The organism is Flavobacterium cheniae, from assembly GCF_004363695.1.
GTDB classification, from domain to species: domain Bacteria; phylum Bacteroidota; class Bacteroidia; order Flavobacteriales; family Flavobacteriaceae; genus Flavobacterium; species Flavobacterium cheniae.
Genome location: NZ_SNZC01000001.1, coordinates 404,048 through 428,086, shown reverse-complemented (window position 1 = coordinate 428,086; position 24,039 = coordinate 404,048). Strand labels below are relative to the sequence as shown.

Below are 24,039 nucleotides of genomic sequence, written 5' to 3'. Positions count from 1 at the left end.
AATCTATGCAAAATAGGTTAACTAGTAGATAAGAATCTATCGAAAAGTAGATAAGAATAGGTCAAAAATAAATCAAAGAAATAATTGAAAAATAGATAATTAATCTATCGAAAAGTAGATAAGTATAGGTCAAAGAAATAGTTGAAAGATGTAGGTCTAAAAATGTGATTTTATAGATATACTAAAGGTCAAAAATAGATAAAAGGAAAAATTAAAAAAGTAGATTCGAAAGTGAAAAAAAAATAGATAATTAATCTATCAAAAAGTAGATAAGTATAGGTCAAAGAAATAGTTAAAAAAATAGGTCTGAAGATAGAATTTTATAGATATACTTTAGGTCAAAAATAGATAAACAAGATCATGATTAAGTTTAAAAACCAACTACTAAAATTAATACGTTTTAAAACATATTAATTCGGAACAATATAGATAATTACACATCTATAACCTATGTAAAGTTTTGATTAAAATGATCTATATGAAAACAAAAAAAACTAGTATCTCACCTATGAAGATACTAGTTTTTCTTTATAATTCATAGGTCATTAACCTTTAAAACTCTCAATTATCGCTCTGAAACTCTCTAGACTACTTCTATGTTTTCTATAATTTCTTCTGCAAATTAAAAATATATCAAAACATTTCATACAGCAGCTTATTTTCCATAGGAAAATCAGGAAGTAGCAATTGAAGCAAACAGCTGCAAACAGCAGGTTTAATAAACTGTATCGCCATCATTTTCAGCTATGAATTCCTCTATAAATCTAGTATTTATTGAAGATTGTAATAATTGATTGAAATTGAAATTATACGGAAAATCTTCCATTTGTGTTGGACTTTCATTTCCATTTCTAACCTTTTTAAGATATTCAATTAACTCTAATACACAATCTTTATCAATACAACAATTATTTTGGGATAGAAGTGTAGTCAAATTTAGTAGTCTTCTTAACGAGGTAAAAATATCCAAATAGTGCTCAAATTCATCCTGATACTGTATAATGAGAATGAGTGCTCTTTCAATTTCATTATATCGTTCTTGGAATTCTAATAGCTCTTCAAGATATTTAATACGTGATGCAATCTTCTCTATTTTTTTAAAATTTTCTTTGAAAATATTTTCTGCCGGAATATACAATGTTATTGTTTTGGAAGACTTTGTTCGCCAATCTTTTTCTTCGATATCCAAAACATCACTTATATATCGCTGTAACCAAAGAAAATAAATATTTTGAATTCCATCTTTTACATAAACTCTAGCTAGTAAAAAAGGTGTTGAAAATTTTTCAACATAAAATAAAGTTTTCTTATCAATACTGAAGCTTAATGTATCATCTTCATTAACTTTTAAATCTTTATTAGTTCCTTTAACTTGTAAATAACAAACGTGACCCGTTGACTCGAAAAAATTATATCCATCTTCATCTATTCCTGCTTTTTCAAATAACTCAATCATTAAGTCAATACCATAATCTCTTTCTGTGAGTTCTCTTATTACCCAATGATCAGGAATAGAATTCACCATTAATTTGATAGCTTTTGAATCTGTAATGTGTTGGTATGTTCTCATATTTAAACTTACTACTAAAGGTTTGAGGCTTTGTGAAGTAGCTGATTTTTAGCACAAATGTTTATTTGAAAAACAGAACTTGAACCTTACTCTAAACTTTCATAGAAGTACTGAACCCGCCATTTTGCAAAACCAATGTTATGCCTTTGTGCTTCTTTCACGATTTTGATTGTTTTCTTAGTCCACTTACTGCCGCCTCTATATCTTGTTTTGATGTTTCAGCACTCCATTCTTTCCAAAATTTCACTGTCGCACTTTCAGGTTTGATATTTGGTTCATCAATTATAATTCTTGTAGGAAGTAAAGATGCGTCACCAACAACCAAAGCTTCCCCAATATCTAAAATAGGAAGCACGTCAGTCAGTCCAGATAAATTGTCAGGAAGTAAACGTTTAATTACAGCTTGGTCTTCTGCATTTGATAATCTCAATGCAATAAAGTTATTACATTGACTTAAAACTGTTCTATTTACTTCTGCTGGTCTTTGGCTTATTACTGTCAAACTAACGCCATATTTCCTTCCTTCTTTTGCAATTCTTTCAAAACTTTTCAAACCTAATTCAGCGGCTGCATCTTGATTTGTTCTTTCGGGAATATAAAGATGAGCTTCGTCACAAAGCAAAGCAATTGGATGTTGGTTTTCCTTAATTGTCCATTGTTGAACTGTAAAAACAAGTCTTGCTACTAATCCTATAACTAATGGAAGTACGTCAGATGGAACTTCTGAAAAATCAATAATTTTCACGCCAGCATTCCTTGGATTAGAAGTTGTACCCAACATTAATCGCTCACAAAGTTTATTCAACCAATTAATGTCTAATTCATCATCAGAAATTTGGAAAAGGAAACCTAGTCGTTTGTCTTGTTTTTTAGCTTCGAGTCTTTGTACAAACCTTGTCAGTTTAGCAAAGAAAGGACCTTGCTTTTCAGTTCCTGGTCTCGCTCCTTCAACCATTTGTTCGTCCAATTCTGCAAGTTCATTCAGGATATTATCAATTTTATAAGGGATTGGACTATCTATTGTGATGCTACTTTTGAAAGTTGTATCTCCAATTTCATCCAAATATTTTATTTTTTCTGCAAACACTGTTTTGGAAAACAGCATAGCTTGATTCGGTGCATTGCTATCACTTCTGTCAAGAAGCATTGCAAGCATTTCTTCATATGTAAGAAGCCAATAAGGCAACATTAAAACATCATTCTCTAAATTTCCGGTCTTTCCTAAATCGGAAGGATTCGCAACACGTAAGTGTTGCAAACCTTCCATTTTGAATTGTTTACCGCTGTATTCTCCATGAATGTCAAAAAGTATACAGTTTGCCATTGGAAGTTGTGCAATTTGCTCTATTAGTTTTGCCACACACCATGATTTTCCTGAACCTGTACTTCCAACAATTACAGCGTGTCGTTGAAACAATTTATCACCATCTAAAAATGCTTGTGCTTGTTCATCAATTGAATATTTCCCAATTGTTAAAGGTATTTTGTAGTTTTCTTGACTTGAGATTGTTGTCATGAACTTAGTAATGTTTTCGCCATCTATTGGAAAACACTGAGCTTCAATCTCAGGAACGGTGTCAAGATTGCGTTTAAATACGTTTTCCTTAAGTCCATGCCTGTCGAGCAAAGTTCCAATAAGATTGACTTTGAGAATGTTCTCCGTAAAAAGAAATCCACTTAATCCTAAATCACTTTCAACTGGGTTTTCTTCATCTGACGCCTTACGAGTTATTCTATTTATCAAACCAATTAAATGTTGTCCAGCTTTTGCACTTCTAATTGCTACGAGCTGGTTTACATGAAGTTTCCTAAGTTTATCTAACTCTTGAACTTTGATAATTACTGTTGCAGTATCAACACTAAAAACTGTTCCGATTGCCTGACTGTCGTCAAAATTAAATATTGCCATTTTAGTTTTTTATTAGTTTGAGGTACTCAGAAAGTGCCCAATAGTTAACATCAGGAATTATTAATTCTCCAGTAAATGAAGATGAGTAAATTCGAGTATCTTTTCCGTTGGCTTCTTCAATCAAAATGTATTGTTTACAGCCTGCATCAATTATTGATTGCTTTGTCTTCGGTGTCAACTCTTTTGTAATTACTATTATTGGTTTGCCACTTTTTATTTGTGCTATTAATTTTGGTTGGACATGAATGTCATTAAAACCGTAGCCGATACAGAGAAAAGAAGTAGCCTTTTCAATTTCATTATCAGCTTCGGTAAAAATTGTCCTGAATGGTTCCAATTGTGTTTCATAATACTTGGAAAGCCCAGGTGTAACAATTAATGGTTTATGATTTACAGGAATAGTTGATCGATAAGGTAATTGTCTGTCTGTTTCTTCATGAGACTTAAACCAATCTAAAGAACCATGAACCTTCCAGATGTTCACTTGTCCTTTAAAACCATTTAATTTTGTTAAGTCTTGTTGATGTATACTCTTGGAAAAATGACCTACAAAATTTTGAGAAAATCCAGTACAGATAAAAGCATTAGAAAAGCTTGCTGCATATTCTGCAAGTCTGTCATAATTAGTTGTAACAATTGACACTTTTCTTTGAGCGGCTTTTAATAGATGAGTTGTCAATTCTGCCAATGGGAATTCCACTTTTCCTTCGAGTAAAATTTCAAATGCTTCAATATCATGCTTATTTACAAGCGACCAAGTTTCAAAAATCACTTTTTCTAATACTTTTGGTCTTAATTGTATTTGAAGTAATGTTGTTTCTAAATCATTTACCTTGTCAAGTGTTAATTTGAAATCTTCGAATTGGGCAATGTCGTCAGATTCTGAAAATGATATGTTGTTTTTTAAATGTTCTCCAAGTGTCCACATAGAAGGAAGTCGAAACGGAACAGACGCTCCACTTCCGAGAATGATTAATGGAACTCGGTTTGTCCAATCTTGTATCAATTTTAGTAAAGTGTCTATTTCCATTCTTGTCGTATTGTTTGTGTCGGTGATTTTTTAGCATGAAGCATAATATGTATATATGCTCAGTTTTTTGCTATTTAGTTGAACATAGCTAGCTGTTTTGGGGTAGATATGCTCAACTATTGTTGCGTATTATTTTTTATAAATCATCAAAATGGCTTTTAATCTGCAGAATATTTTTGGTACTCTATACGCTAAGTTGTTTTTACGTCTTATTATATATCACACTAATACTAGGAAACAACTGCTTATCTATTCTATCTCTAGCAATTTGCACTGGATTTTGATTAACCATTGTCATAAAAAACTTACTTCCCAAACATAAGAAAAAAAAAGTACTCATACAACCCGTAAAAATACCTGATTTTCAAACCAGGTATTTTTACGGGGGTACTCTCGGGAGCTAAAGTAAATAAAGGGTTTCAATAAATTTTACGGAAAACCGTAAACCATATTAAAAAAAGAAATATTCTCAAAAATTAATTATTGAGCCAAATCAACAGACAACCAATAACTAAACTGTCTATATTTTGATCATTTATAAAATCAATTTACTTCATCTTTTTTTTAAATAGCAAAATATGTTCGTTTACAATTAAGAGTGGATTAAAAATAATTATTTACAAAATAACTTATTAACAATAATTACAATTAAATTGTTGATTACTATTTATTCAAATAAGACTAAAAAGTCTTTTTAATATCTAAATTTGCTCCATACCACAATAAAATTCTGCAATATGGACAAATTTGTAATCAAACGAAACGGCACCTATTTACCCTTTGAACCTTTCAAAATAGAAGAAGCCATTACAAAAGCTTTTGCCAGTGTAAGCGAAACTTTAAACCTAAAAGTTATTGAAACGGTGTTCCAATTGTTGTCTCATCAAGACACTTGGGCAGTAGAAGACATTCAAGATAAAATTGAAAAAACACTTTACGAATATGGACATTATGAAGTAATGCGTTCTTTCATGTTGTTTCGTCATACTCGAAAACTTCAACGCGAACACGTATTAGGCTTGAATGATGACACCACTTATGTTGACAGTACCCAAACCATAGAAGAATACACCAACCAAACCGACTGGCGCATCAATGCCAACGCTAATACTTCGTATTCAAATGCAGGCTTAGTCAATAATGTCGCTGGAAAAATCATTGCGAATTATTGGTTAGACAAAGTCTATTCGAAAGAAGAAGGCTACGCACATCGTAATGGCGATATTCACATTCACGACTTAGATTGTTTAACAGGTTATTGTGCGGGTTGGAGTTTACGTGTTTTATTAAATGAAGGTTTTAACGGTGTTCGAGGCAGAGTGGAAAGCAGACCACCTAATCATTTCAGAGAAGCATTAGGGCAAATGGCCAATTTTTTAGGAATTTTACAAAGCGAATGGGCAGGTGCTCAGGCTTTTAGTTCTTTTGACACGTATTTGGCTCCTTATGTTTTCAAAGATAATTTAGCGTATGAAGATGTTTTAAAAGCGATTCGAAGTTTCGTTTACAATTTGAATGTTCCAGCACGATGGGGACAATCGCCGTTTACGAATATTACTTTGGATTGGGTAGTTCCAGACGATTTAAAAGAGCAAATTCCGACTCGAAATGAACAACATCTTTTCAAAGGAATTAACAATGATGACTTTATACAAAGAGTACAAGAAAGAGGCGTTTCTGATATAACCGAAATGCGTTACGAACATTTTCAAAAAGAAATGAATCTCATCAACAAAGCGTATTATACTGTTATGACTGAAGGCGATGCGCATGGACAACCCTTCACCTTCCCTATTCCAACGGTTAATATTACTGAAGAGTTTGATTGGTACGGAGAAAACACAGATATTCTTTTCGAAAATACAGCTAAAATTGGTTCGTCTTATTTCCAGAATTTCATTGGAAGTCAATATACGTATGATGAAAACGGCAATAAAATTGAAAATCCAAATGCTTACAAACCTAATGCTGTACGAAGCATGTGCTGCCGTTTACAACTCGATTTACGTGAATTATTAAAAAGAGGCAACGGTTTATTTGGAAGTGCCGAAATGACGGGAAGTATTGGTGTCGTGACAATCAACATGGCAAGATTAGGTTATCTAAACAAAGGCAATAAAGCCAAATTATATTCCGATTTAGATCGTTTGTTAGAAATTTCGAAAGCAACTTTAGAGAAAAAACGCGTTTTCATTCAGGAAATGTATGATAGAGGATTATTCCCTTATACCAAACGTTATTTACCACATTTCAGAAATCACTTCTCCACAATTGGCGTAAACGGTATTAATGAAATGATTCAAAACTTCACCGATGGAAAAGAAGACATTGTTTCCGATTACGGAATGGCATTCGCAACCGAAATATTGGAACACATCCGAACCAAAATGAGAGCTTATCAAGAAGAAACAGGTAATTTATACAATTTAGAAGCTACTCCAGCAGAAGGTACAACCTATCGTTTTGCTAAGGAAGACAAGAAACGTTATGCCAACATCATTCAAGCAGGAGAAGGTGAAAATATTTACTATACCAATAGTTCACAATTGCCAGTAGATTATACAGAAGATCCGTTTGAAGCTTTGTTGTTGCAAGACAATTTACAATGTCAGTACACTGGCGGAACGGTCTTACACTTGTATATGAATGAAAAATTGAGTTCGGTAGAAGCGTGTCGCAATTTTGTTAAAAAAGTAATTACCAATTTCAAATTGCCTTACATCACGGTGACTCCTGTTTTTAGCGTTTGTCCTAAACACGGCTATTTAAATGGCGAACACGAATATTGTCCTAAATGCGATGAAGAATTATTAGCAACCTTAAAAACAACATCTTATGCAAACACAAACCACTGAAGCCTTGCTTCAACACAATGAAAAGAGAACCAAATGTTTGGTTTACACACGAGTAATGGGCTATCACAGACCCGTAGAAAGTTTTAATATTGGAAAAAAAGGTGAACACAAACAACGTACCCATTTTAGAGAATGTAAATCTTGATTTTCTAAACAAAAAAGCCATTCATAGTTTTACACCCTTCACCCTATTAGATTATCCTGATAAATCAGCTTGTATCTTGTGGTTTGCAGGGTGTAATATGAAATGTGATTATTGTTATAATCCAGAAATAGTTTTCGGGAAAGGCTTGTTTTACTTTTCCGAAATCTTTTCGTTTTTAAAAACCAGAAGAAATCTGTTAGATGCTGTTGTGTTTAGTGGTGGCGAATGTTTGATTCATAAAGACATTATACCCATCATCAAATTAGCCAAAAGTTTGGGTTTTTTAATTAAAGTGGATACCAATGGAAGTCAGCCTAAAGTACTTGAAAAACTAATTAAAGAAAAGCTTATTGATTATGTAGCTTTGGATTTCAAAGGCACCAAAGAGAAATTTTTTGCTATTACAAAATCGGATTTTTATTCACAATTCATTTCTTGCTTTGAATTGCTTCAGAAAAGTACGATTCCGTTTGAAATTCGTACTACGTATCATTCTTCTTTACTAAATCCTGAAGATATTGCTTCGATGCAAAACGTTTTAGTAGAATTAGGTTACGATAAAACCTATTTCATTCAAAACTTTAGAAACTATCAAAACACCATTGCACCACTCCCCGATTCGCAATCTATTTCGGAAAAGGATATAAATCAGAATATGACTAAAATCATAATTCGATGATTTAAAATGCCTAACTTTGTGTAAATTTTAAATATGTTTTCGAAAACCTGTGAATATGCCATACGAGCTACAATTTACATTGCCTCAGAATCGTCTGCAGGCAAACGTTGTGGTATTCGGGATATTGCTAGAAAAATTGAATCGCCAGAACCTTTTACAGCTAAAATATTACAGCGTTTAGTAAAAGCCGACATCATAAAATCGATTAAAGGAAATGGTGGTGGATTTGAAATTGAAAAAGCACAATTGAAAAAAATAAAATTAGACCAGCTGGTAAAAGCTATCGACGGAAATGACTTATTTGACCGATGCAGTTTAGGACTTCACGATTGTTCCGACAAACAACCTTGTCCATTTCATCATAAATATAAGCCATTACGTGAAAATTTGAAGAAAACCCTTAGAGAGACTTCCCTTCTTGATTTAATTAGTGAATTCAATACTGGAGAGACTTTTCTTAAGCTTTAAAAAATTTATTTGTATAGAAGATAAAAACATCCTTTAATGAAAACGATTACGGATTTAAAAGAAAAGATTCTTGCTTTAAAGAAAGAAAAAAATGCAGTTATTCTAGCCCATTATTATCAAGAAGAAGCTATCCAAGAAATAGCGGATTTTGTAGGTGATAGTCTGGAATTATCAAGAAAAGCATCTCAAGTTGATGCTGATATTATTGTTTTTGCAGGAGTGTATTTCATGGCAGAAACAGCTAAAATTGTCAATCCTAATAAAAAAGTAATCGTTCCTGATGTAAAAGCAGGTTGTTCGCTTGCCGATGGATGTCCACCCAAAGAATTCAAAACTTTTTTAGAAAAATATCCAAATCATACCGTTGTAACTTACATTAATTGCACTGCAGAAATAAAAACATTAACTGACATTGTTTGCACTTCTTCTAATGCTAAAAAAGTGATTGGTTCCATTCCAGAAGACCAACCCATTGTGTTTGCTCCTGATAAAAATTTAGGTAAATATTTAATTGCTGAAACTGGAAGAGACATGGTTTTATGGGAAGGTTCTTGCATTGTTCACGAAGCATTCTCTTTAGAAAAATTAATCGACTTATATAAAAAACATCCAACCGCTACCATCATTGCTCATCCTGAATCGGAAACGCATATTTTAAAAGTAGCACACTACATTGGTTCGACATCAGGCATGTTGAATCATGTGAAAAACAGCACAAACGACACTTTTATCGTAGCCACAGAAGCGGGAATTTTACATCAAATGCAATTGGATAATCCAACCAAAACATTAATTCCAGCGCCTTCAAAAGAAGACAATACGTGTGCGTGCAGTGAGTGTGCGTTTATGAAAGTCAACACCTTAGAGAAACTCTATCAATGTTTACAAGATGAAAGTCCAGAAGTGCTTTTGGGCAACGAAATCATCGAAAAAGCTTTACTTCCTATTCAAAGAATGTTAGCGCTAAACTAAAACATCATGCAAAATTTAGAAACAGATATATTAATAGTAGGCACAGGATTAGCAGGATTATCTCTAGCGAAATATCTCAGTGAACAAAATCCAAACCTACAAATCACCTTACTTAGCAAAACTTCCATTGACGAGTGCAATACCTATTACGCTCAAGGCGGAATTGCCGTAGTACACGACTTTATCAAAGACAGTTACCAACAACATATTCAAGACACCTTACTTGCAGGAAAAGGCATTTGCGATAAAAAAGTAGTCGAACATGTGATTACAGAAGCTCCTGCCCGATTGCAAGAATTGATTCAATGGGGCGTGGAATTAGATAAGAATAATTCAGGCGAATTGGATTTAGGATTAGAAGGCGGCCATTCTCAAAATCGTATTGTACATCACAAAGACAAAACAGGATTAGAAATTGAAACCAAGTTGATTCAAGTCGTTCAAAATTTGGCGAATGTTACCATAAGAACTTCTTTTTTTGCCACAGATGTTTTGCTAGATAATCAAAAAAGCATCGGAATCATTGGATTTGATGAAAAAAGTGAAGTGACTTCCATCGTAGCAAAAGCAACCATTTTAGCAACTGGTGGTTCAGGACAAGTGTTTGGGGTTACTTCTAATCCATTTGTTTCTACAGGAGATGGCGTGGCGATGGCATATCGAGCGGGCGCTAAATTGGAAAAAATGAAACATATTCAATTTCATCCCACAGCGCTTTACGAACCTAATAAAAGTCAGGCGTTCTTAATTACCGAAGCGATTCGAGGATTTGGAGCTCATATTTTAAATCATAAAATGGAGCGTTTTGTTTTCGAATATCATCCTGATGGTGAATTAGCAACTCGAGATATTGTTTCGAAAGCCATTTCTGACGAAATGAAGAAAGAACATTCTAAACACGTTTGGCTCGATGTAAGACATTTACCGATAGAAACTTTCAAAACGAAATTCCCAAAGGTTTATAATTATTGTTTTGAAAATGGTATTGATGTTTCCAAAGATTTAATTCCGATAACTCCAGCTGCACATTATCAATGTGGCGGAATTGTGGTGGATGAAACGGGAGCTACTTCTATCAAACAATTGTTTGCAATCGGAGAATGTTCTCACACCGGACTTCATGGTGCGAATCGATTGGCATCCAATTCATTATTAGAAGCGATTGTTTATGCGCATGATTTAGCTAAAAATCTTGAAGCTACTATTGACGACGTTAAAAACAGTAAAGCTATAATAACTCCTATTCGCTATAAAAATATTCATCATGATGAAATCTTACAATTTAGAAATCAACTACAACATTTCATGAAATATGATTCATTATATGAAAATATGAAAAACACCGAAAAAGTATTTGAAATGGTCACCGAGATGAGCAAACGCTTCAAAAAGAAATTCAAAAATTATAATTCTCATCCGTTTTTGTGTGAAACTTATAATTTGATTCAAACGGCTGAAATTATTTTAAAAGATAGTTTACCCAAAAGATACCGAGCAAAATCTGTTAAAAAAGAAAAAACTATTTCGTAATGCTGAACCTATTTGCCCATCCAAAACACATTTTTTTTGTGCTCTTCGTTTGTTTCATAGCGTTTAGTGTTTGGATTTATACTATTCCGCTTTTTAGTCCAAGTCAATATTCTGAAAAAGAACTTCATTTAGTAGCCGAAGGAAGATTGGTTTGGCAGAAATACAACTGTCATACATGTCATCAATTGTATGGTTTAGGCGGTTATTTGGGTCCTGATTTAACCAATGTTTATTCTAGAAGTGGTAACAACGAACATTACATTAGAGGAATAGTAAAATCAGGTGTTAAGCAAATGCCAGCCTTTGAAATATCAGAAGACGAAATGAAAGTACTTTTACTATTTTTAAAAAATGTAGATCAATCGGGAACTTCAAATCCGCAGGATTATCAGCCTGAAATACTAGGAACTTTTAGCTTAGAAAAGAAATGAGAAATATTGGAATTTGGCTCATCAGAATCGCCTTGTTATTATTGTTAGCAGGACTTTTTTTTGGACATTTAGCTTCCGAAAGCTACAGAATAACCGAACCAAAATCGGGTGTAATGGGATTTTTATCGCTTCGACCACTTCATGTGAGTAGTGCCTATTTAGGCATCATAACAGCGGGCTTAGGTTTTTTAACTTTAATTATTCAGAAAAAAAGAACTTCACGGTTTGGTACCTTTCTACAATACCTTCATTTTACGCTATGGATAATTGCTTTAACTGGGATTTTCTACAGTTACTTTACAGGTGATTTTGGAGGAAGAGAATATTGGGAATTCAATCCCGTTTGGGCTTTACCCATTTTTATTTCTTTTATTGTCTTCTTGGTGTTCTATATTCATCAAATTGGATTTAAAGTAAAATGGCCCGTTTATTATTGGATGTGGTTAACCGGATTGGTGTTCTTTATTTTTACATTTATTGAAAACTATTTGTGGATTTCCCCTTATTTCAGAGAACATTTTATTGCCGATATGACCATTCAGTGGAAAGTAAATGGTTCGCTCGTGGGTGCTATAAATCAAATCATTTATGGTGTTGCATTTTACTTGATGGAAAAAATTAGTGGCGACGAAAAATCGTCCTACCAAAAACTATCATTTGCGATGTATTTTTTAGGAATATTTAATTTGATGTTCAATTGGGGACATCATATTTACTTGCTTCCAACTGAAAAATTCATTCATTACATTGCCTATGCCGTGAGTATGACCGAATGGATTATCTTGATTCGAATTTTTTATAAATGGAGCAAACAAATTAAGGAAAATAAGCAGTTTTATTATTTCTTTCCTTACCGATTTTTAATGGCTGCTGATTATTGGGTAACCATAAACTTATCACTTGCGCTATTTATGTCAATTCCCGCGATTAACTTGTTCACACACGGAACACACATTACAGTGGCTCATGCGATGGGAACCACCATTGGAATTAACACCATGATTATCATTGCTGCTGCCTTTTATTTCATAAAACCTACTTTTAATAACAGTAAATGGAAACAATTTGGTACCATTACCTTTTGGGTAGTACAAGGTACACTCTTCTTTTTTCTGAGTTCATTGATTGGGATGGGAATTCATCGTGCGCTATGGCAAGCCGGTTTAGCTAATGAAAGCTTTAACAAAATGAGTAGTTCTAGTGGAAATTGGGTATTGCTATTCATTATATTTGGAACGATTTTATTTTTAAGTATGGGAACTTTTATCGTGTATTTGTTTGTCAAATCTTGGAAAAAAAACAAATTCGATTTTCCTTATTAAAGAATATTTAATTGAAAAAGTGATGATAAAAATCATCCTATTAATACTAATTACATTGTATATTTGGCACTTAATTTTATAATTAACAACTGATTATGTTTTCAAAATCATGTAATTATGCTATAAAAGCTACCATATTTATTGCCAAACATTCTTTAGAAGAAAAAAAAGTAGGTTTTGTTGATATCTCTAAAGAAATTGATTCACCACAAGCTTTTACGGCCAAAATTCTACAAATATTGGTTAAAGCTGGAATCATTGATTCTGTTAAAGGTGTTAATGGCGGATTTTATATTCCCAAAAAACGAATTGATTCTACCTTTTTAGTTGAAATTGTAAATGCAATAGATGGTGATACTGTTTTTCATGGTTGCGGATTAGGTTTATCGCAATGTTCAGAAACTCATCCTTGTCCAGTACATGATAAATTTAAAAGCATCCGAAATGAATTAGCCCGTATGCTAGAAACTACGAATTTAGAAGAATTAGCTTTGGGAATTAAATCAGGAGAAACTTTCTTGAAATCGTTATAAAACCAATTCCTCTAAACTGTAATTTAAAACTGATACATCAAATTGATAAAGATATTTCGTCCCATTCTTGGTAGGTTATTCCAATCTGTATAAGTGGTATAATTGGCATCGAAAATGTTTTCAATACCTGTATTTACAATCATTTTTGATTTCTCAAAGGTAAATTTATAACCAAAATTAGCATTTACAATCGTATAATCTGGTGTTTTGTCTTCACCATAAAAAGGGTTGTATTCAGTTTGTGTGGCATTTCCTTTTAACTGTAATTCCGAACTGAATTTTCCTGGTCTAAATCCTAAAGAAGTCATGTAGTTAAACGGACTCATGAAAGGTAATCCATTACTCTCATTATCATTACCTAAGTTGTAGACAAATTGTCCTTTCCAAATCCAGAAATCTGATAATTGATAACTTACCGTAAAATCAGAAGATAAAATAGTAGCATAATCTAAAGCGGTATAGACTTTTATTCCATTGGCAGCAATAGTCATAGGCGCTACCGAAGCATCAGGAATTCCGATGATATAATCGTAAATGTGAAAATACGATGCTGATATTTTAGTTTGCCATTTCGCATTTTTGAAACCAATATTGGCATTCACTTCTAAAGATTTTTCGTTTTTTAAGTTGGGGTTTCCTATGTAATCAAATCCGTCAAAGCTGTTAAATAAATAAAAACCATATCCTTCTGAAACTGATGGAGCACGTTCTCCATACCCCATTCCGAATCCATAAGAAATTCCGTCTTTGTTGTAGAAATAATTAGTGGAAACACTTTTTAGAAATCGAGATTTTGAAGCTTCCATTTCTGGATAAAAAATCTGTAAACTTTGCAAGCCGAAATCACTCGCAACGTTGTTATTATGAAACCCTAAATTCGTAGTAAATTTCAAATTAGAATGACAATTGATTTCGAAATTATCTTCCAAATAAATTCCAGTGTACAAGGTACGAACATCTGGCCAAGTGTACATAAACATTAAGTTTTCATTTGGATCAGATGGATACATCGTCATTTCGGCAACGGAACGATTATAAAACGAATTCAAATTGCCTAAAAATTGATGTTTTTTATATTTTCCATTGATTTTTGAATAAAAACCATAGGTATCACTCCAACCTGGCATGTCCATGTGAATAGGGACATCAGGACGTTTGGTGTCGTCCATGGTGTGCGTAATTGTATTGAAATAGAGTTTAGTTTCCCAATTATCGATTTGCTCTGAATTAGGTTTATAATTGTATTTCAACGAAGTAATTAAAGCTTCCGCCAAAGAAACATCCATTGGTAATGCAGGATAACCAACATCGGTAGCTCTATCAAAAATTACTGAAGCTTCAATGTTTTTATTAGGAGACAATCGATAACCAGAAGTAGCCGATAAATTCAATTTTCTGAACTGTGAAAAATGAATTTCTTTATCATTTCCTGCTTTATAATTTTCGGCATCGCGATACATTACATCAGTATCTACATAAAACAAACTATCGGCATAATTGATTGCTGAACCAATGATTTTTTGACGATTATTCGTTTCATAACCTGAGTTGACGTAGAATTCCCAACCTGCATTGGTAAATTGGCGTTGGCTTCTTTTTAAATCTATTGAACCACCAATCGTATTTCCATGACAACTTCCTTGTTGCCCTGATGAAATCGTAGCTTCTGATAAATTAGATACTTCAACATACGAAGTTACTGGGTCCATTTTATCAGTACAGGCGCCAAAAATTCGCATTCCGTCAATAGTTATAACAGTGCGTTCGGATGCCATACCATTAATAATAGGTTCCCAGGCATATGCACCTCTTTTTATTAAATCTACTTTGGTTGATTTTTGCAAAAATTCATCTAAAGTAGCGAGTGTTTTTCCTTGTTTTTCATGCAATGGTGCTTTTGTTCCCACCACCAAAACTTCTTTAAGTTCTTTGGTTTTTAGAGAATCTACTTCCTGACTGAATGAAAAATAAAAGGAAAATGACAGAAAAAATACTACTAATTTTTTCATGATAAGTATTTTTTAAAAAAGGTCATTACTAAAAGAGATAATGACCTTTTTTAGATGAGATTATTAGAATTCAATTTCAAAGAAAATACTACTAGCAGTAACGGTTTCTGTTATTTCTTCTCCTTTTAAAACAGTTCCTTCTGCATTTGCTAATTGTAGGTTTATTTTCCAATACCCCGTCATAGTCAACGATAATTTTCCATCGTATAATCCACCAGTAGTAGCTTGTGTCGCATGAACGTTATTTGGAGAAGTATGATTTCCCATACTTGGCATTCTTGGGTCAATTTTTACAGTATAACCATCCACAACTGGGAAAGTCATCATATTTTGCATTTTCCAAACACCAACTTGCATGTTATTAATTGCAACTTTTGGGGTATTCGGTTCAATTAAAGCTACTAAGTATTTTGTACCATCCGAACCCATAAATGTATTTACTTTACGTTTTGCAGAAGCTGGTACATCAATAACTTCAGTTATAGTGTAAGTTACTTCATCAATTGTGTAATCAATTTTTAAATCCCAATATTCTGTTTCATTTTGAGCCATTTGAAACATAATATAACCACTATATAAAGTACCATTTTCGGTTACTTTTTCTACCGCTGAATATGGGCATGAATGCGACATAGAAGTCATGTGCATTAATGGTGCCCAACTTACCTCTGCATTTTTTATGTATTTATCTGTTGTATTGTCTTTAATTCTTAGGCTAATTTCATTGTATCCTTGCTCTAAACTTCCCATTTGAGAATACAATTCAATCGTATGAGTATCGTTTGTAATTTCTTTTATTTTAGTGATTCCGTCTAATTCATTTACTGTAGTTTCATCATCATTTGAACAAGACACAAAAGTGAAGGCGATAGCAAAAATAGCTACTAAATATTTTATTGAAGTTTTCATTTTATTTTTAATTAAAGTGTATTATAATTGTATCCGAAATCTATTTTCAGACAAATTATGACATAAGTTGAGTGGGTTAATTCATTGTAAGAACTAACAAAAACCAATATTTAATTAAGAAATAAATGTAGGCGGATGAAAGAAGGCACAATCATTCAAGTGAAAGTATAAGTTAGAATAATTGTTACCAATAGAAGTTTTATTTAAAAAATAAATTTGTCTAATCTCAATAGGTTTAATTTCTTGAAAAAATACAATTTCAGTTTGCTCGAAAGTTATTTTTTTATCAGAAGAATTATGAGAATTACCTTCTGAAGCTTTTGCTAATTCTTTTGTTAAATGACACTTCCCATTACATTTTAGTTCAGGTTTCAATTTATTTTCACAAAGTTCATTAACAATATAATCATAATTAACCACGTATTCTAAAACCGGAAGTATTGGCTTTAAAAACATTAAAAGGGTTAGTATGACTAGTAATTGCTTCATGGTACAAATTTAAATGAAATAAATAAGGGTTTAATATGATTTCAGTCATATTTTGTTTAATTTTATTGAGATTAATTTGTGCTTTATCTAAAATAACTGAAGCCTATAACATCCCCCTTATGCAGATAGACTTAGATTTATTATTTACTTGGGGCGCTATTGCCAAAGAGTATAAGAAAAACGAAATTATTTTCCATGAAGAGGAATCGGCAAATTTTTACTATCAAATCATTGATGGTTGCGTAAGAATGTTTAATTCAAATGAAGAAGGTAAAGAATTTACTCAGGGCTACTTTAAATGTGGTCAGAGTTTTGGAGAACCTCCTTTATTTATTGATGAAGTTTATCCATCAACAGCGATAGCTTTTAAAGATTCTAAGCTAATTAAAATTTCGAAAGAGAAGTTTTTAAGGATTTTAGAGGAATATCCATTTATTCAGAAACAGTTCTTGAATCTGATGGCCGAACGAATTCACACTAAAGCTAGAACTACAAAAGACATTGTAAATCAAAAACCAGAGTTTCGAATTTTAGCCTTTTTAAATGCCCACAAAAACCCCGATTGTCCTAAAAAAGAATTGGTAGAATTTACAAGACAAGAAATTGCCAACTTTACAGGTTTACGTGTGGAAACTGTGATTCGAGAACTTTCAAGAATGAGCAAAACGAATAAAGTGGAAATTATTAATCATAAATTATATTACTGATGTCTTTTAAAACCACTTTTTGGATTCGGTTTTCGATTTTTAATCTGATGCTTGTTGCATTATTAGGACTTTTAATGCGTTATAAGATTCTGTTTGAATTTCCGCTTCTCGATCAAAAAAGTTTACAACATTCGCATTCTCATTTTGCTTTTGCGGGTTGGGTTTCGCATACTTTAATTACCTTACTCATTGCTTTTTTACAAAAACACGATACACTCAACAAAATCGCATTTAAAAAATACAATCTTATTTTAATTGCGAATTTAATTTGCTCTTATGTAATGCTGATTTCCTTTATCATGCAAGGTTATGGTGCAATTTCAATTACTTTTTCAACCCTTTCTATTTTTGTTTCTTATTGGTTTGCTTATGTATTCTTTAAAGATTGCAAACAACTTGAAACAAATGCTGTTGCGATAAAATGGTTCAAAGCGGCTTTGTTTTTTAATGTGATTTCGTCTTTAGGTACTTTTGCTTTGGCATACATGATGGCCACTAAAAACATTCATCAGAATGAATATTTGGCTTCCATTTATTATTATTTACATTTTCAATACAACGGTTGGTTTTTCTTTGCTTGTATGGGATTGTTATTGGATTATTTAAAAGTATCTTCAAACGCTAATCGAATTTATTCGCAATCGTTTATTTGGTTATTTTGGTCGTGTATTGCAGGATATTTTCTATCTACGCTTTGGTTAGACTTACCTCTCGTAATCTACATTTTAACTGCTATTTCGGCTGTTATTCAAGTTGTTATTTGGTATTTATTGTTTAAAACCATTATCAAAGAAAATAAATCTATATTCGTTACGCTTCCTGGATATTTAAAATATTTGATTTTATTTATAAGTTTTGCTTTGAGTGCGAAATTCTTATTGCAATTGGGCTCCACCGTTCCTGCAATTAGCAAATTAGCCTTTGGTTTTAGACCTATTGTGATTGCGTATTTACACTTGATTTTATTAGCTATTATTTCGCTTTCCCTACTGTTTTACATTTATGTGAATGATTTTATTGCGGTGAATAAGAAAACCATTTTAGGATTAGTCTTATTTAGTATTGGAGTTGTATTGAATGAAGTTGTACTTGGAATTCAAGGAATAGCATCACTAAGTTATACTTTAATTCCTAACATTAATGAAGTTTTGTTTGGAATTGCTATACTTCTTTTCACAAGTATTTTATGGACAACTTTTTTTACAAAAAAAGGATAAAAAAGTATTTTTTATGATTCTACGCATAAAATAATGAGCAGATAATCAAGTACTTTGTGTGTATAAATTATTCAAATTATGAAAAATTCCATTAAAACTTTATTATTAGCTAGTTTACTAATCACCTTTGGATGTAAACAAGGTGAAGAAACGGCATCAGAATCAACATCAGAGACTACTGAAGCACCTTCTGGAGGACAAGAAAATGTAGTTGATGCAACATCAAATCCAAACATTGTGCAAACCGCAATTGGAAGTAAAGATCACACCACATTGGTTACCGCTGTAAAAGCTGCAGGATTGGTAACCTCTCTAAGTAATGCTGGACCATTTACTGTATTTGCACCAACCAATGCCGCATTTGATAAATTACCTGCTGGAACCGTTGAAGGCTTATTAAAACCAGAGAAAAAAGGCGATTTAGAAAACATTTTAGGCTATCACACTTATGTAGGTTCACTAAAAACGGAATACATGCAAGACGGACAAGAGTTTGACATGGTATTTGGTGGAAAAGTGAAAATCACTAAAAAAGACGGAAAAACATTCGTAAACGGTTCAGAAATTGTGGCTTCCATTGAAACATCAAACGGAATTATCCATGTAATTGGCGACGTTTTACTTCCAAAATAGAAAACAATTATTAATTCATCTTTTATAAAGGTAAAAAGCGTAGACTTCAATAGTTTACGCTTTTTATTTTATATCCCTCCTAATCGAATTAAGGAACCTAAAACCAACATCGAAATGGCAATCAAAGTTACAATTACGATAAGAATCGTAACGTAATGATATCTTTTTGAGGTAAGTTTGGGAAAAATAAAAAGTTGGGCTGAAATGGCTAATGTTAACGAAGTAATAAACAAAATAAGTTTGATGGAAATTACTTTTTCAATTCCGTTTGAGAAGGAAAACCATTTGGTAATGGTAACATCATAATCATAGGCCATTAAAATTCCAGTGATTACAAGCGCAATTAAAGAAGGCATTCCGATAGGTTCAAACTTATCTTTGAAAGCTTTTAATTTTTCTAAATCTTTAGTTTTGATAGCTTCAGGTAAATAACGAGTCGCTAAAATAAGATGCCCTCCTATCCAAACGGTTGCCGCTAATAAATGGATAATTAATAAGAAATGATGATACATTACGCTAACGTTTTATACATGATAACATTCGCAATATTGAGTGCTCTTTCTTTGATTTCGATGGCTTTTTCGCCTTCGAATAATTCATCAACAGTCGTAGTAAATACAATTACCCAATGTTGAAAATGTTCTGGATTCATAGGACATTTACTGTGTAAGTCTTTGTGCACTTGCATCGGACTTCCGTTGTAGTTTCCGGTATAAAAAAGAATGTTTTCCCAAAAATCGTACATTCTGGGTAAATGAGTTTCCCAATTCACTTGGGCAATTTCGGTAAACAGAAAACCGATAACTGCATCGGTTTTAATTTTATCATAAAAGGTATCTACTAAAAGTTCAATATCTTTTCTATTTCTAATATCTGTTTTCATTTTGTAATTTGATTAAATAAAAATTACAAGTCTTTCTTGTTGAATTTTCGCATCGAAATGAAAAAAGGAATTATCGCCCACAAGCTCAACAAAACAAATGAGACTACCAATCCAACCGAAGTTCCAAAGAAATCTTTAAAAATTGCTCCCGTATATCCCATCATAGCAGAAACATCTAAATGCAAAAGAATTTGAATTCGAGCTAAATCTATCGGACTAAATGTGGTGATTCCTACCATCATGTTTTCAATTGGATATTCGGCTAATTGGAACAATAAGAACAAGACCATTCCGTCAAATAATAGTGCGAAATACAACCAAATCATAATCGCTAAACCAATTCCTTTTGCTTTATCTCTAGTCAAAATCGAACTCAAAAAAGCTAGTGCAACGAAGATGACCGAAATTAAACATCCGTTGAGTAACATCATTAAACCGATACTATCAGGCGAATTGATTAATAACGGAATTCCAGCACCAATGAAAAAAGCAAATACCATAGCCGATGACAATCCGAAAAACAAACTCAGCCAAATTTTTCTCCTTTTTATGGGTTGACTTAATAAAAGCTCAATAAACTCGGCACTGTTGTACAAATAAATCGTAGCAAATAAAATAGAAACCAACGGAACTGTGAACAAAATCACATTCAAAATCGTTAGTAACCCTTTTGACGAATTGTCTTCTAATGCAAAAGAACTCCACGATAAAATAGACAAAATCAGCGTGTAAGCTAAAACAATTTTGTTTCGGATAATGTCTGATAATATGATTTTAATTATTCGGTTCATTTTGTTTGTTCTTTAAAATTTTGGCAATCGCTTTTGAGATTTTTTCTTCGCCAGTAGTGGTTTTTAATTCTTCTACTTTTTGATGAAAATGTACTTTTCCTTCTTGCATAAAAATGATTTCGGTAATTAAATCATCCAATTCACTTAATAAATGCGACGTAATCAAAATCAATTTTCCTTTTTCTTTCTCTTTGATGATTTTTTCTTTCAAAACCTCAGCCGCTAACGGATCTAAACCAGCGGTGGGTTCATCTAAAATCAACACATCTGGATTAAAAAGAAAGGCTAAAACAGCACTTACTTTTTGCGTAGTTCCGCCTGATAACGTTCGCATTTGCTTGTCGAACATTTTCTCTAATTCGAAAGCGTGTAACAAATCCTCATCCAAATCATCTGATGAATTTCGAATCTTTTTTATCATTTCGATAATTTGACCAATCGTCATATTATCAGGATACCTTCCTATTTGTGGCATGTAGCCAATTTTTTCGCGATACAAATACTCACCTAAAACGGAATTTCCGTTAAAATGAATCGTACCCGAATCAGGCAGAACCATTCCCAAAACAGCTTTTATTAAAGTGGTTTTTCCACAACCATTTGGACCAATTAAAGCGATACATTCTCCTTTTTTACAAGAAAGATTAATGTTCTTTAAAACTTCAAATTTTCCAAACTTTTTCTGCAATTCTTTTATCTCAATCATAGCGGCAGTGACTTCATTAAAGGCTTATTATCTATAAAATTATCAGGTGTTATACTGGGCAATACTTTTTCAGATTTGTCTAACAGTGTAATCATAAAACTGCGATACAACAACATGGCAGATGGCGTATTTTCAGTTAACACCGCGAATAAACTCAGTGGATGATACGGAACATCGCCCATTCCATCTTTGTCCAAATCGTAGCCTTCATATTTATCCCAATAATTCGTATTAAATGTATTCAAAACCAAACTTCCATTGGTACTAATATCGAAAGTGTTTTTCAAGAAATTATTATTCACGATTTCGTTTTCCATACAACTGGCTTGGATTTTCATTCCCCAACCATTCGATTCAAACACATTTTTTTCTACTTTGATTCGCGAAGTTCCTTCCATATAGATTCCGGAAGTATTTCGAGCAAATCGATTATTAAAAATATAACTATCTGCGATTTCTTTCAGTAACAATCCGTAAGCAGAATCGCCCCAATTTTCCTCGAAATAATTATTAAACATTTTTACATTTTTAGTAAACATAACGGCAACACCAGCTCCATTGTTCTTGAAAACATTAGTGATGTAAGCATCATCGTTGGAAAACATAAAATGCAATCCGTAGCGGATATTATTATTTGAAATATTTCTCCAAATAACGGATTGGGTTACGAATTCGAAATAAATTCCATCTCGATGCCCACTGATTTTATTTCCAATGATTTGCAGATTGTTGCTTTTCCAACAGTGAATTCCGTTTCCAATTAACTGTTCGGCTTTACCGTAAGCTCTAACAACATTGTTTTTTACAATACAATTATTGCTGTTTTGAAGGTAAATTCCGAAGAAATTATTATCAAGAATATTGCCTTGAATTGTGACATTATTTTTATCGTAAACACGAATTCCACAAGGATCATTTAAAGCGGCATGACCTGAATTAATGACTTTAAATCCTTTAACCACCACATCATTGGCGTTTATGGACAACACTTCTTTTTTATTCTGACCATCTAAAACAGGGAAGTTCTTACCAATAAAATAGATTTTTTTATTGATTAAAATCGTTCCCTCTTTATAAATGCCCGAATGTACAAGAATCGTATCGCCATCTTTTGCTAATGCAAGGGCTTGCTTGATTTTCTTCATTGGAAAGTTAGCACCTACATTAATAGTAGCCGCTTTCCCAATTGAAAAAAACAAAAGGAATAATATGAAACTAATTTTTTTCATTAATACATTGTGAAAACTTGTTCCCAAGTTAACGTTTTGGCATTAAGTTGTTTTTGAAAATTGTCTTGGTCTTTATCGGAAGTAAAAGCTGCAAAATTGCCTCGCATAGGAGAATTTATCGAACCACCACGTAAATAAAAACTTTGCTCGGCTGGAATTAAAGTATTGTCTTTTGCATAATCGTTAACAAAGAAAGATTGTACTTGTACATCCGCATTTTCTTTTGCGTATAACAACATGCAAGACAAATCATCAAACTTATAGTAGCGTCCTTTTTTGGTCAATAATTCGGCTCCAAATTTACCGTTTGAAATGGTCATTTTGCAAAATTCGCAAGTATCTACATTTAATTTTATAGGTTTTGGTTCGTTTGAAACACACGAAATCATAAAAATAAACGAAAATAAAAGTACAATCTTCTTCATAACTATATAGTTTGTTTTCTTCTGAATAAGTTGAATTCTTTAACTAAAATGTAAAATAACATGGCACCAGCTGCAATTAAAAACCATCCCCCAATATCAGGAACTGAATACGCTCCAAAATTCAATAATTGTTTGTATCCAATTAAAGGTGGTTGATAAGCCATTCCAGGAACTTTAATAGCCGCATTCGGATCTAAATTATGTCCGTATTCGTAATTCCAGCGGTAAAAATCTACACCTGCTAAGATAACGAAAAGAATGAAGGTTCCGAAAAATGCTAGTACGAATTTTCTGTTATTGATAAAAATTAAAGTTATTGAAATTAAAGAAAAAACTCCGAAAATATAAGGTAAAATCTTAAATTCAATAAAATTCTCGGTGTGCAAAGTTGCCATTCCGATGTAGTGATTTAAACCGTTAATGATTTCTACATCGCCACCAATTTTGTTGGCATGTAATTTTAAAACTAATCCTTCAGGATATTGAGGCGCATCCAAATCGATTTGCCACATAGGAACAAATAATGAACCAATAAACAATCCAGAAATAAGGAATAAAAGGATTTTTGAAACTAAAGAAATTTTTGTAGTTTCCATA

The 24,039-nt window shown here is 32.6% G+C and carries 25 protein-coding genes; 12 read left to right on the top strand and 13 right to left on the bottom strand.

The genetic code is table 11. The features are described from left to right. Positions 1–715: 715 nt before the first annotated feature. The 3 genes from C8D80_RS01995 to C8D80_RS01985 form a co-directional block, all read right to left on the bottom strand. Positions 716–1,570 carry a DUF4365 domain-containing protein gene (locus tag C8D80_RS01995; RefSeq protein WP_133606831.1) on the bottom strand — a complete coding sequence of 285 codons (855 nt, stop codon included), beginning with the start codon at positions 1,568–1,570 and terminating at the stop codon, positions 716–718. Positions 1,571–1,727: 157 nt separating this feature from the next. After that, positions 1,728–3,479 (bottom strand): ATP-binding protein, encoded by a 1,752-nt coding sequence (locus C8D80_RS01990; protein WP_133606828.1) that lies wholly within the window; start codon positions 3,477–3,479, stop codon positions 1,728–1,730. A gap of 1 nt (position 3,480) precedes the next feature. Beyond that, entirely contained in the window at positions 3,481–4,509 is a 1,029-nt protein-coding gene (locus C8D80_RS01985; protein WP_133606825.1) for an SIR2 family protein, read from the bottom strand. Between the two features lie 737 nt (positions 4,510–5,246). On the opposite strand from C8D80_RS01985, the gene C8D80_RS01980 reads away from it, so the two are divergent. The 9 genes from C8D80_RS01980 (at position 5,247) to C8D80_RS01940 (ending at position 13,444) form a co-directional block, all read left to right on the top strand. Beyond that, positions 5,247–7,364 (top strand): ribonucleoside triphosphate reductase, encoded by a 2,118-nt coding sequence (locus C8D80_RS01980; protein WP_133606823.1) that lies wholly within the window; start codon positions 5,247–5,249, stop codon positions 7,362–7,364. Beyond that, positions 7,345–7,509, top strand: a complete 165-nt coding sequence (nrdD, locus tag C8D80_RS01975; RefSeq protein ID WP_111567273.1) for an anaerobic ribonucleoside-triphosphate reductase — start codon at positions 7,345–7,347, stop codon at positions 7,507–7,509. The genes C8D80_RS01980 and nrdD overlap by 20 nt, the downstream gene beginning before the upstream one ends. Continuing rightward, positions 7,466–8,188, top strand: coding sequence for an anaerobic ribonucleoside-triphosphate reductase activating protein (locus C8D80_RS01970; protein WP_199757190.1), 723 nt, complete (start codon positions 7,466–7,468; stop codon positions 8,186–8,188). The genes nrdD and C8D80_RS01970 overlap by 44 nt, the downstream gene beginning before the upstream one ends. Positions 8,189–8,221: 33 nt before the next feature. Further along, complete coding sequence (locus C8D80_RS01965) at positions 8,222–8,656, top strand: RrF2 family transcriptional regulator (protein WP_133606820.1); 435 nt, start codon at positions 8,222–8,224, stop codon at positions 8,654–8,656. Positions 8,657–8,692: 36 nt separating this feature from the next. Further along, positions 8,693–9,628, top strand: a complete 936-nt coding sequence (gene nadA / locus C8D80_RS01960; RefSeq protein ID WP_133606817.1) for a quinolinate synthase NadA — start codon at positions 8,693–8,695, stop codon at positions 9,626–9,628. A 6-nt stretch (positions 9,629–9,634) separates the two neighbouring features. Further along, entirely contained in the window at positions 9,635–11,158 is a 1,524-nt protein-coding gene (nadB, locus tag C8D80_RS01955; protein ID WP_133606814.1) for an L-aspartate oxidase, read from the top strand. After that, the gene (locus C8D80_RS01950; protein ID WP_133606812.1) at positions 11,158–11,589 is read left to right on the top strand and encodes a c-type cytochrome; all 432 of its coding nucleotides are present in this window, start codon (positions 11,158–11,160) and stop codon (positions 11,587–11,589) included. The genes nadB and C8D80_RS01950 overlap by 1 nt, the downstream gene beginning before the upstream one ends. Next, positions 11,586–12,911 (top strand): cbb3-type cytochrome c oxidase subunit I, encoded by a 1,326-nt coding sequence (locus C8D80_RS01945; RefSeq protein WP_133606810.1) that lies wholly within the window; start codon positions 11,586–11,588, stop codon positions 12,909–12,911. Before C8D80_RS01950 ends, C8D80_RS01945 begins: the two co-directional genes overlap by 4 nt. A gap of 95 nt (positions 12,912–13,006) precedes the next feature. After that, positions 13,007–13,444: an RrF2 family transcriptional regulator gene (locus C8D80_RS01940; protein ID WP_133606808.1), complete on the top strand. Its 438-nt coding sequence runs from the start codon at positions 13,007–13,009 to the stop codon at positions 13,442–13,444. 23 nt (positions 13,445–13,467) lie between these two features. On the opposite strand, the gene C8D80_RS01935 is transcribed toward C8D80_RS01940, so the two are convergent. The 3 genes from C8D80_RS01935 to C8D80_RS01925 all read right to left on the bottom strand — a co-directional run bounded on the left by C8D80_RS01935 (position 13,468) and on the right by C8D80_RS01925 (position 16,851). Further along, positions 13,468–15,453, bottom strand: a complete 1,986-nt coding sequence (locus tag C8D80_RS01935; RefSeq protein WP_133606805.1) for a TonB-dependent receptor plug domain-containing protein — start codon at positions 15,451–15,453, stop codon at positions 13,468–13,470. A 63-nt stretch (positions 15,454–15,516) separates the two neighbouring features. Next, positions 15,517–16,362, bottom strand: a complete 846-nt coding sequence (locus tag C8D80_RS01930) for a FixH family protein (RefSeq protein ID WP_133606803.1) — start codon at positions 16,360–16,362, stop codon at positions 15,517–15,519. Between the two features lie 114 nt (positions 16,363–16,476). Then, entirely contained in the window at positions 16,477–16,851 is a 375-nt protein-coding gene (locus tag C8D80_RS01925) for a hypothetical protein (RefSeq protein WP_133606801.1), read from the bottom strand. A gap of 119 nt (positions 16,852–16,970) precedes the next feature. Between C8D80_RS01925 and C8D80_RS01920 the strand changes: the two genes are divergently transcribed. The 3 genes from C8D80_RS01920 to C8D80_RS01910 all read left to right on the top strand — a co-directional run bounded on the left by C8D80_RS01920 (position 16,971) and on the right by C8D80_RS01910 (position 19,408). Then, entirely contained in the window at positions 16,971–17,558 is a 588-nt protein-coding gene (locus C8D80_RS01920) for a Crp/Fnr family transcriptional regulator (protein WP_133606799.1), read from the top strand. A gap of 47 nt (positions 17,559–17,605) precedes the next feature. Then, on the top strand, positions 17,606–18,775 hold the full coding sequence (locus tag C8D80_RS01915; protein WP_144728168.1) for a hypothetical protein: 1,170 nt from the start codon (positions 17,606–17,608) through the stop codon (positions 18,773–18,775). Positions 18,776–18,853: 78 nt separating this feature from the next. Next, complete coding sequence (locus tag C8D80_RS01910; protein ID WP_133606795.1) at positions 18,854–19,408, top strand: fasciclin domain-containing protein; 555 nt, start codon at positions 18,854–18,856, stop codon at positions 19,406–19,408. A gap of 68 nt (positions 19,409–19,476) precedes the next feature. Here the strand turns inward: C8D80_RS01910 and C8D80_RS01905 are convergent, their stop codons facing one another. Genes C8D80_RS01905 through C8D80_RS01875 form a run of 7 tightly spaced genes read right to left on the bottom strand, consistent with a single transcriptional unit; the run spans position 19,477 to position 24,038 of the window. Further along, entirely contained in the window at positions 19,477–19,920 is a 444-nt protein-coding gene (locus C8D80_RS01905) for a copper resistance protein CopD (protein ID WP_133606793.1), read from the bottom strand. Then, positions 19,920–20,291 (bottom strand): group III truncated hemoglobin, encoded by a 372-nt coding sequence (locus C8D80_RS01900; protein ID WP_111567259.1) that lies wholly within the window; start codon positions 20,289–20,291, stop codon positions 19,920–19,922. Before C8D80_RS01900 ends, C8D80_RS01905 begins: the two co-directional genes overlap by 1 nt. A gap of 23 nt (positions 20,292–20,314) precedes the next feature. Further along, entirely contained in the window at positions 20,315–21,082 is a 768-nt protein-coding gene (locus C8D80_RS01895; protein ID WP_133606791.1) for an ABC transporter permease subunit, read from the bottom strand. Next, positions 21,066–21,788, bottom strand: a complete 723-nt coding sequence (locus tag C8D80_RS01890; protein WP_133606789.1) for an ABC transporter ATP-binding protein — start codon at positions 21,786–21,788, stop codon at positions 21,066–21,068. The genes C8D80_RS01895 and C8D80_RS01890 overlap by 17 nt, the downstream gene beginning before the upstream one ends. Next, the gene (locus tag C8D80_RS01885; RefSeq protein ID WP_133606787.1) at positions 21,785–23,017 is read right to left on the bottom strand and encodes a nitrous oxide reductase family maturation protein NosD; all 1,233 of its coding nucleotides are present in this window, start codon (positions 23,015–23,017) and stop codon (positions 21,785–21,787) included. The genes C8D80_RS01890 and C8D80_RS01885 overlap by 4 nt, the downstream gene beginning before the upstream one ends. Continuing rightward, positions 23,017–23,442: a nitrous oxide reductase accessory protein NosL gene (locus tag C8D80_RS01880; RefSeq protein WP_133606784.1), complete on the bottom strand. Its 426-nt coding sequence runs from the start codon at positions 23,440–23,442 to the stop codon at positions 23,017–23,019. Before C8D80_RS01880 ends, C8D80_RS01885 begins: the two co-directional genes overlap by 1 nt. Before the next feature lie 2 nt (positions 23,443–23,444). Further along, positions 23,445–24,038, bottom strand: a complete 594-nt coding sequence (locus C8D80_RS01875; protein WP_242004790.1) for a hypothetical protein — start codon at positions 24,036–24,038, stop codon at positions 23,445–23,447. Position 24,039 lies beyond the last annotated feature (1 nt).

Bases quoted from the DNA above. Each gene is read 5' to 3' on its own strand.
- C8D80_RS01995 (WP_133606831.1), bottom strand. From the start codon at position 1,570: ATGAGAACATACCAACACATTACAGATTCAAAAGCTATCAAATTAATG.
- C8D80_RS01990 (WP_133606828.1), bottom strand. From the start codon at position 3,479: ATGGCAATATTTAATTTTGACGACAGTCAGGCAATCGGAACAGTTTTT.
- C8D80_RS01985 (WP_133606825.1), bottom strand. From the start codon at position 4,509: ATGGAAATAGACACTTTACTAAAATTGATACAAGATTGGACAAACCGA.
- C8D80_RS01980 (WP_133606823.1), top strand. From the start codon at position 5,247: ATGGACAAATTTGTAATCAAACGAAACGGCACCTATTTACCCTTTGAA.
- nrdD (WP_111567273.1), top strand. From the start codon at position 7,345: ATGCAAACACAAACCACTGAAGCCTTGCTTCAACACAATGAAAAGAGA.
- C8D80_RS01965 (WP_133606820.1), top strand. From the start codon at position 8,222: ATGTTTTCGAAAACCTGTGAATATGCCATACGAGCTACAATTTACATT.
- nadA (WP_133606817.1), top strand. From the start codon at position 8,693: ATGAAAACGATTACGGATTTAAAAGAAAAGATTCTTGCTTTAAAGAAA.
- nadB (WP_133606814.1), top strand. From the start codon at position 9,635: ATGCAAAATTTAGAAACAGATATATTAATAGTAGGCACAGGATTAGCA.
- C8D80_RS01950 (WP_133606812.1), top strand. From the start codon at position 11,158: ATGCTGAACCTATTTGCCCATCCAAAACACATTTTTTTTGTGCTCTTC.
- C8D80_RS01945 (WP_133606810.1), top strand. From the start codon at position 11,586: ATGAGAAATATTGGAATTTGGCTCATCAGAATCGCCTTGTTATTATTG.
- C8D80_RS01940 (WP_133606808.1), top strand. From the start codon at position 13,007: ATGTTTTCAAAATCATGTAATTATGCTATAAAAGCTACCATATTTATT.
- C8D80_RS01935 (WP_133606805.1), bottom strand. From the start codon at position 15,453: ATGAAAAAATTAGTAGTATTTTTTCTGTCATTTTCCTTTTATTTTTCA.
- C8D80_RS01930 (WP_133606803.1), bottom strand. From the start codon at position 16,362: ATGAAAACTTCAATAAAATATTTAGTAGCTATTTTTGCTATCGCCTTC.
- C8D80_RS01925 (WP_133606801.1), bottom strand. From the start codon at position 16,851: ATGAAGCAATTACTAGTCATACTAACCCTTTTAATGTTTTTAAAGCCA.
- C8D80_RS01920 (WP_133606799.1), top strand. From the start codon at position 16,971: ATGCAGATAGACTTAGATTTATTATTTACTTGGGGCGCTATTGCCAAA.
- C8D80_RS01915 (WP_144728168.1), top strand. From the start codon at position 17,606: ATGCTTGTTGCATTATTAGGACTTTTAATGCGTTATAAGATTCTGTTT.
- C8D80_RS01910 (WP_133606795.1), top strand. From the start codon at position 18,854: ATGAAAAATTCCATTAAAACTTTATTATTAGCTAGTTTACTAATCACC.
- C8D80_RS01905 (WP_133606793.1), bottom strand. From the start codon at position 19,920: ATGTATCATCATTTCTTATTAATTATCCATTTATTAGCGGCAACCGTT.
- C8D80_RS01900 (WP_111567259.1), bottom strand. From the start codon at position 20,291: ATGAAAACAGATATTAGAAATAGAAAAGATATTGAACTTTTAGTAGAT.
- C8D80_RS01895 (WP_133606791.1), bottom strand. From the start codon at position 21,082: ATGAACCGAATAATTAAAATCATATTATCAGACATTATCCGAAACAAA.
- C8D80_RS01890 (WP_133606789.1), bottom strand. From the start codon at position 21,788: ATGATTGAGATAAAAGAATTGCAGAAAAAGTTTGGAAAATTTGAAGTT.
- C8D80_RS01885 (WP_133606787.1), bottom strand. From the start codon at position 23,017: ATGAAAAAAATTAGTTTCATATTATTCCTTTTGTTTTTTTCAATTGGG.
- C8D80_RS01880 (WP_133606784.1), bottom strand. From the start codon at position 23,442: ATGAAGAAGATTGTACTTTTATTTTCGTTTATTTTTATGATTTCGTGT.
- C8D80_RS01875 (WP_242004790.1), bottom strand. From the start codon at position 24,038: ATGGAAACTACAAAAATTTCTTTAGTTTCAAAAATCCTTTTATTCCTT.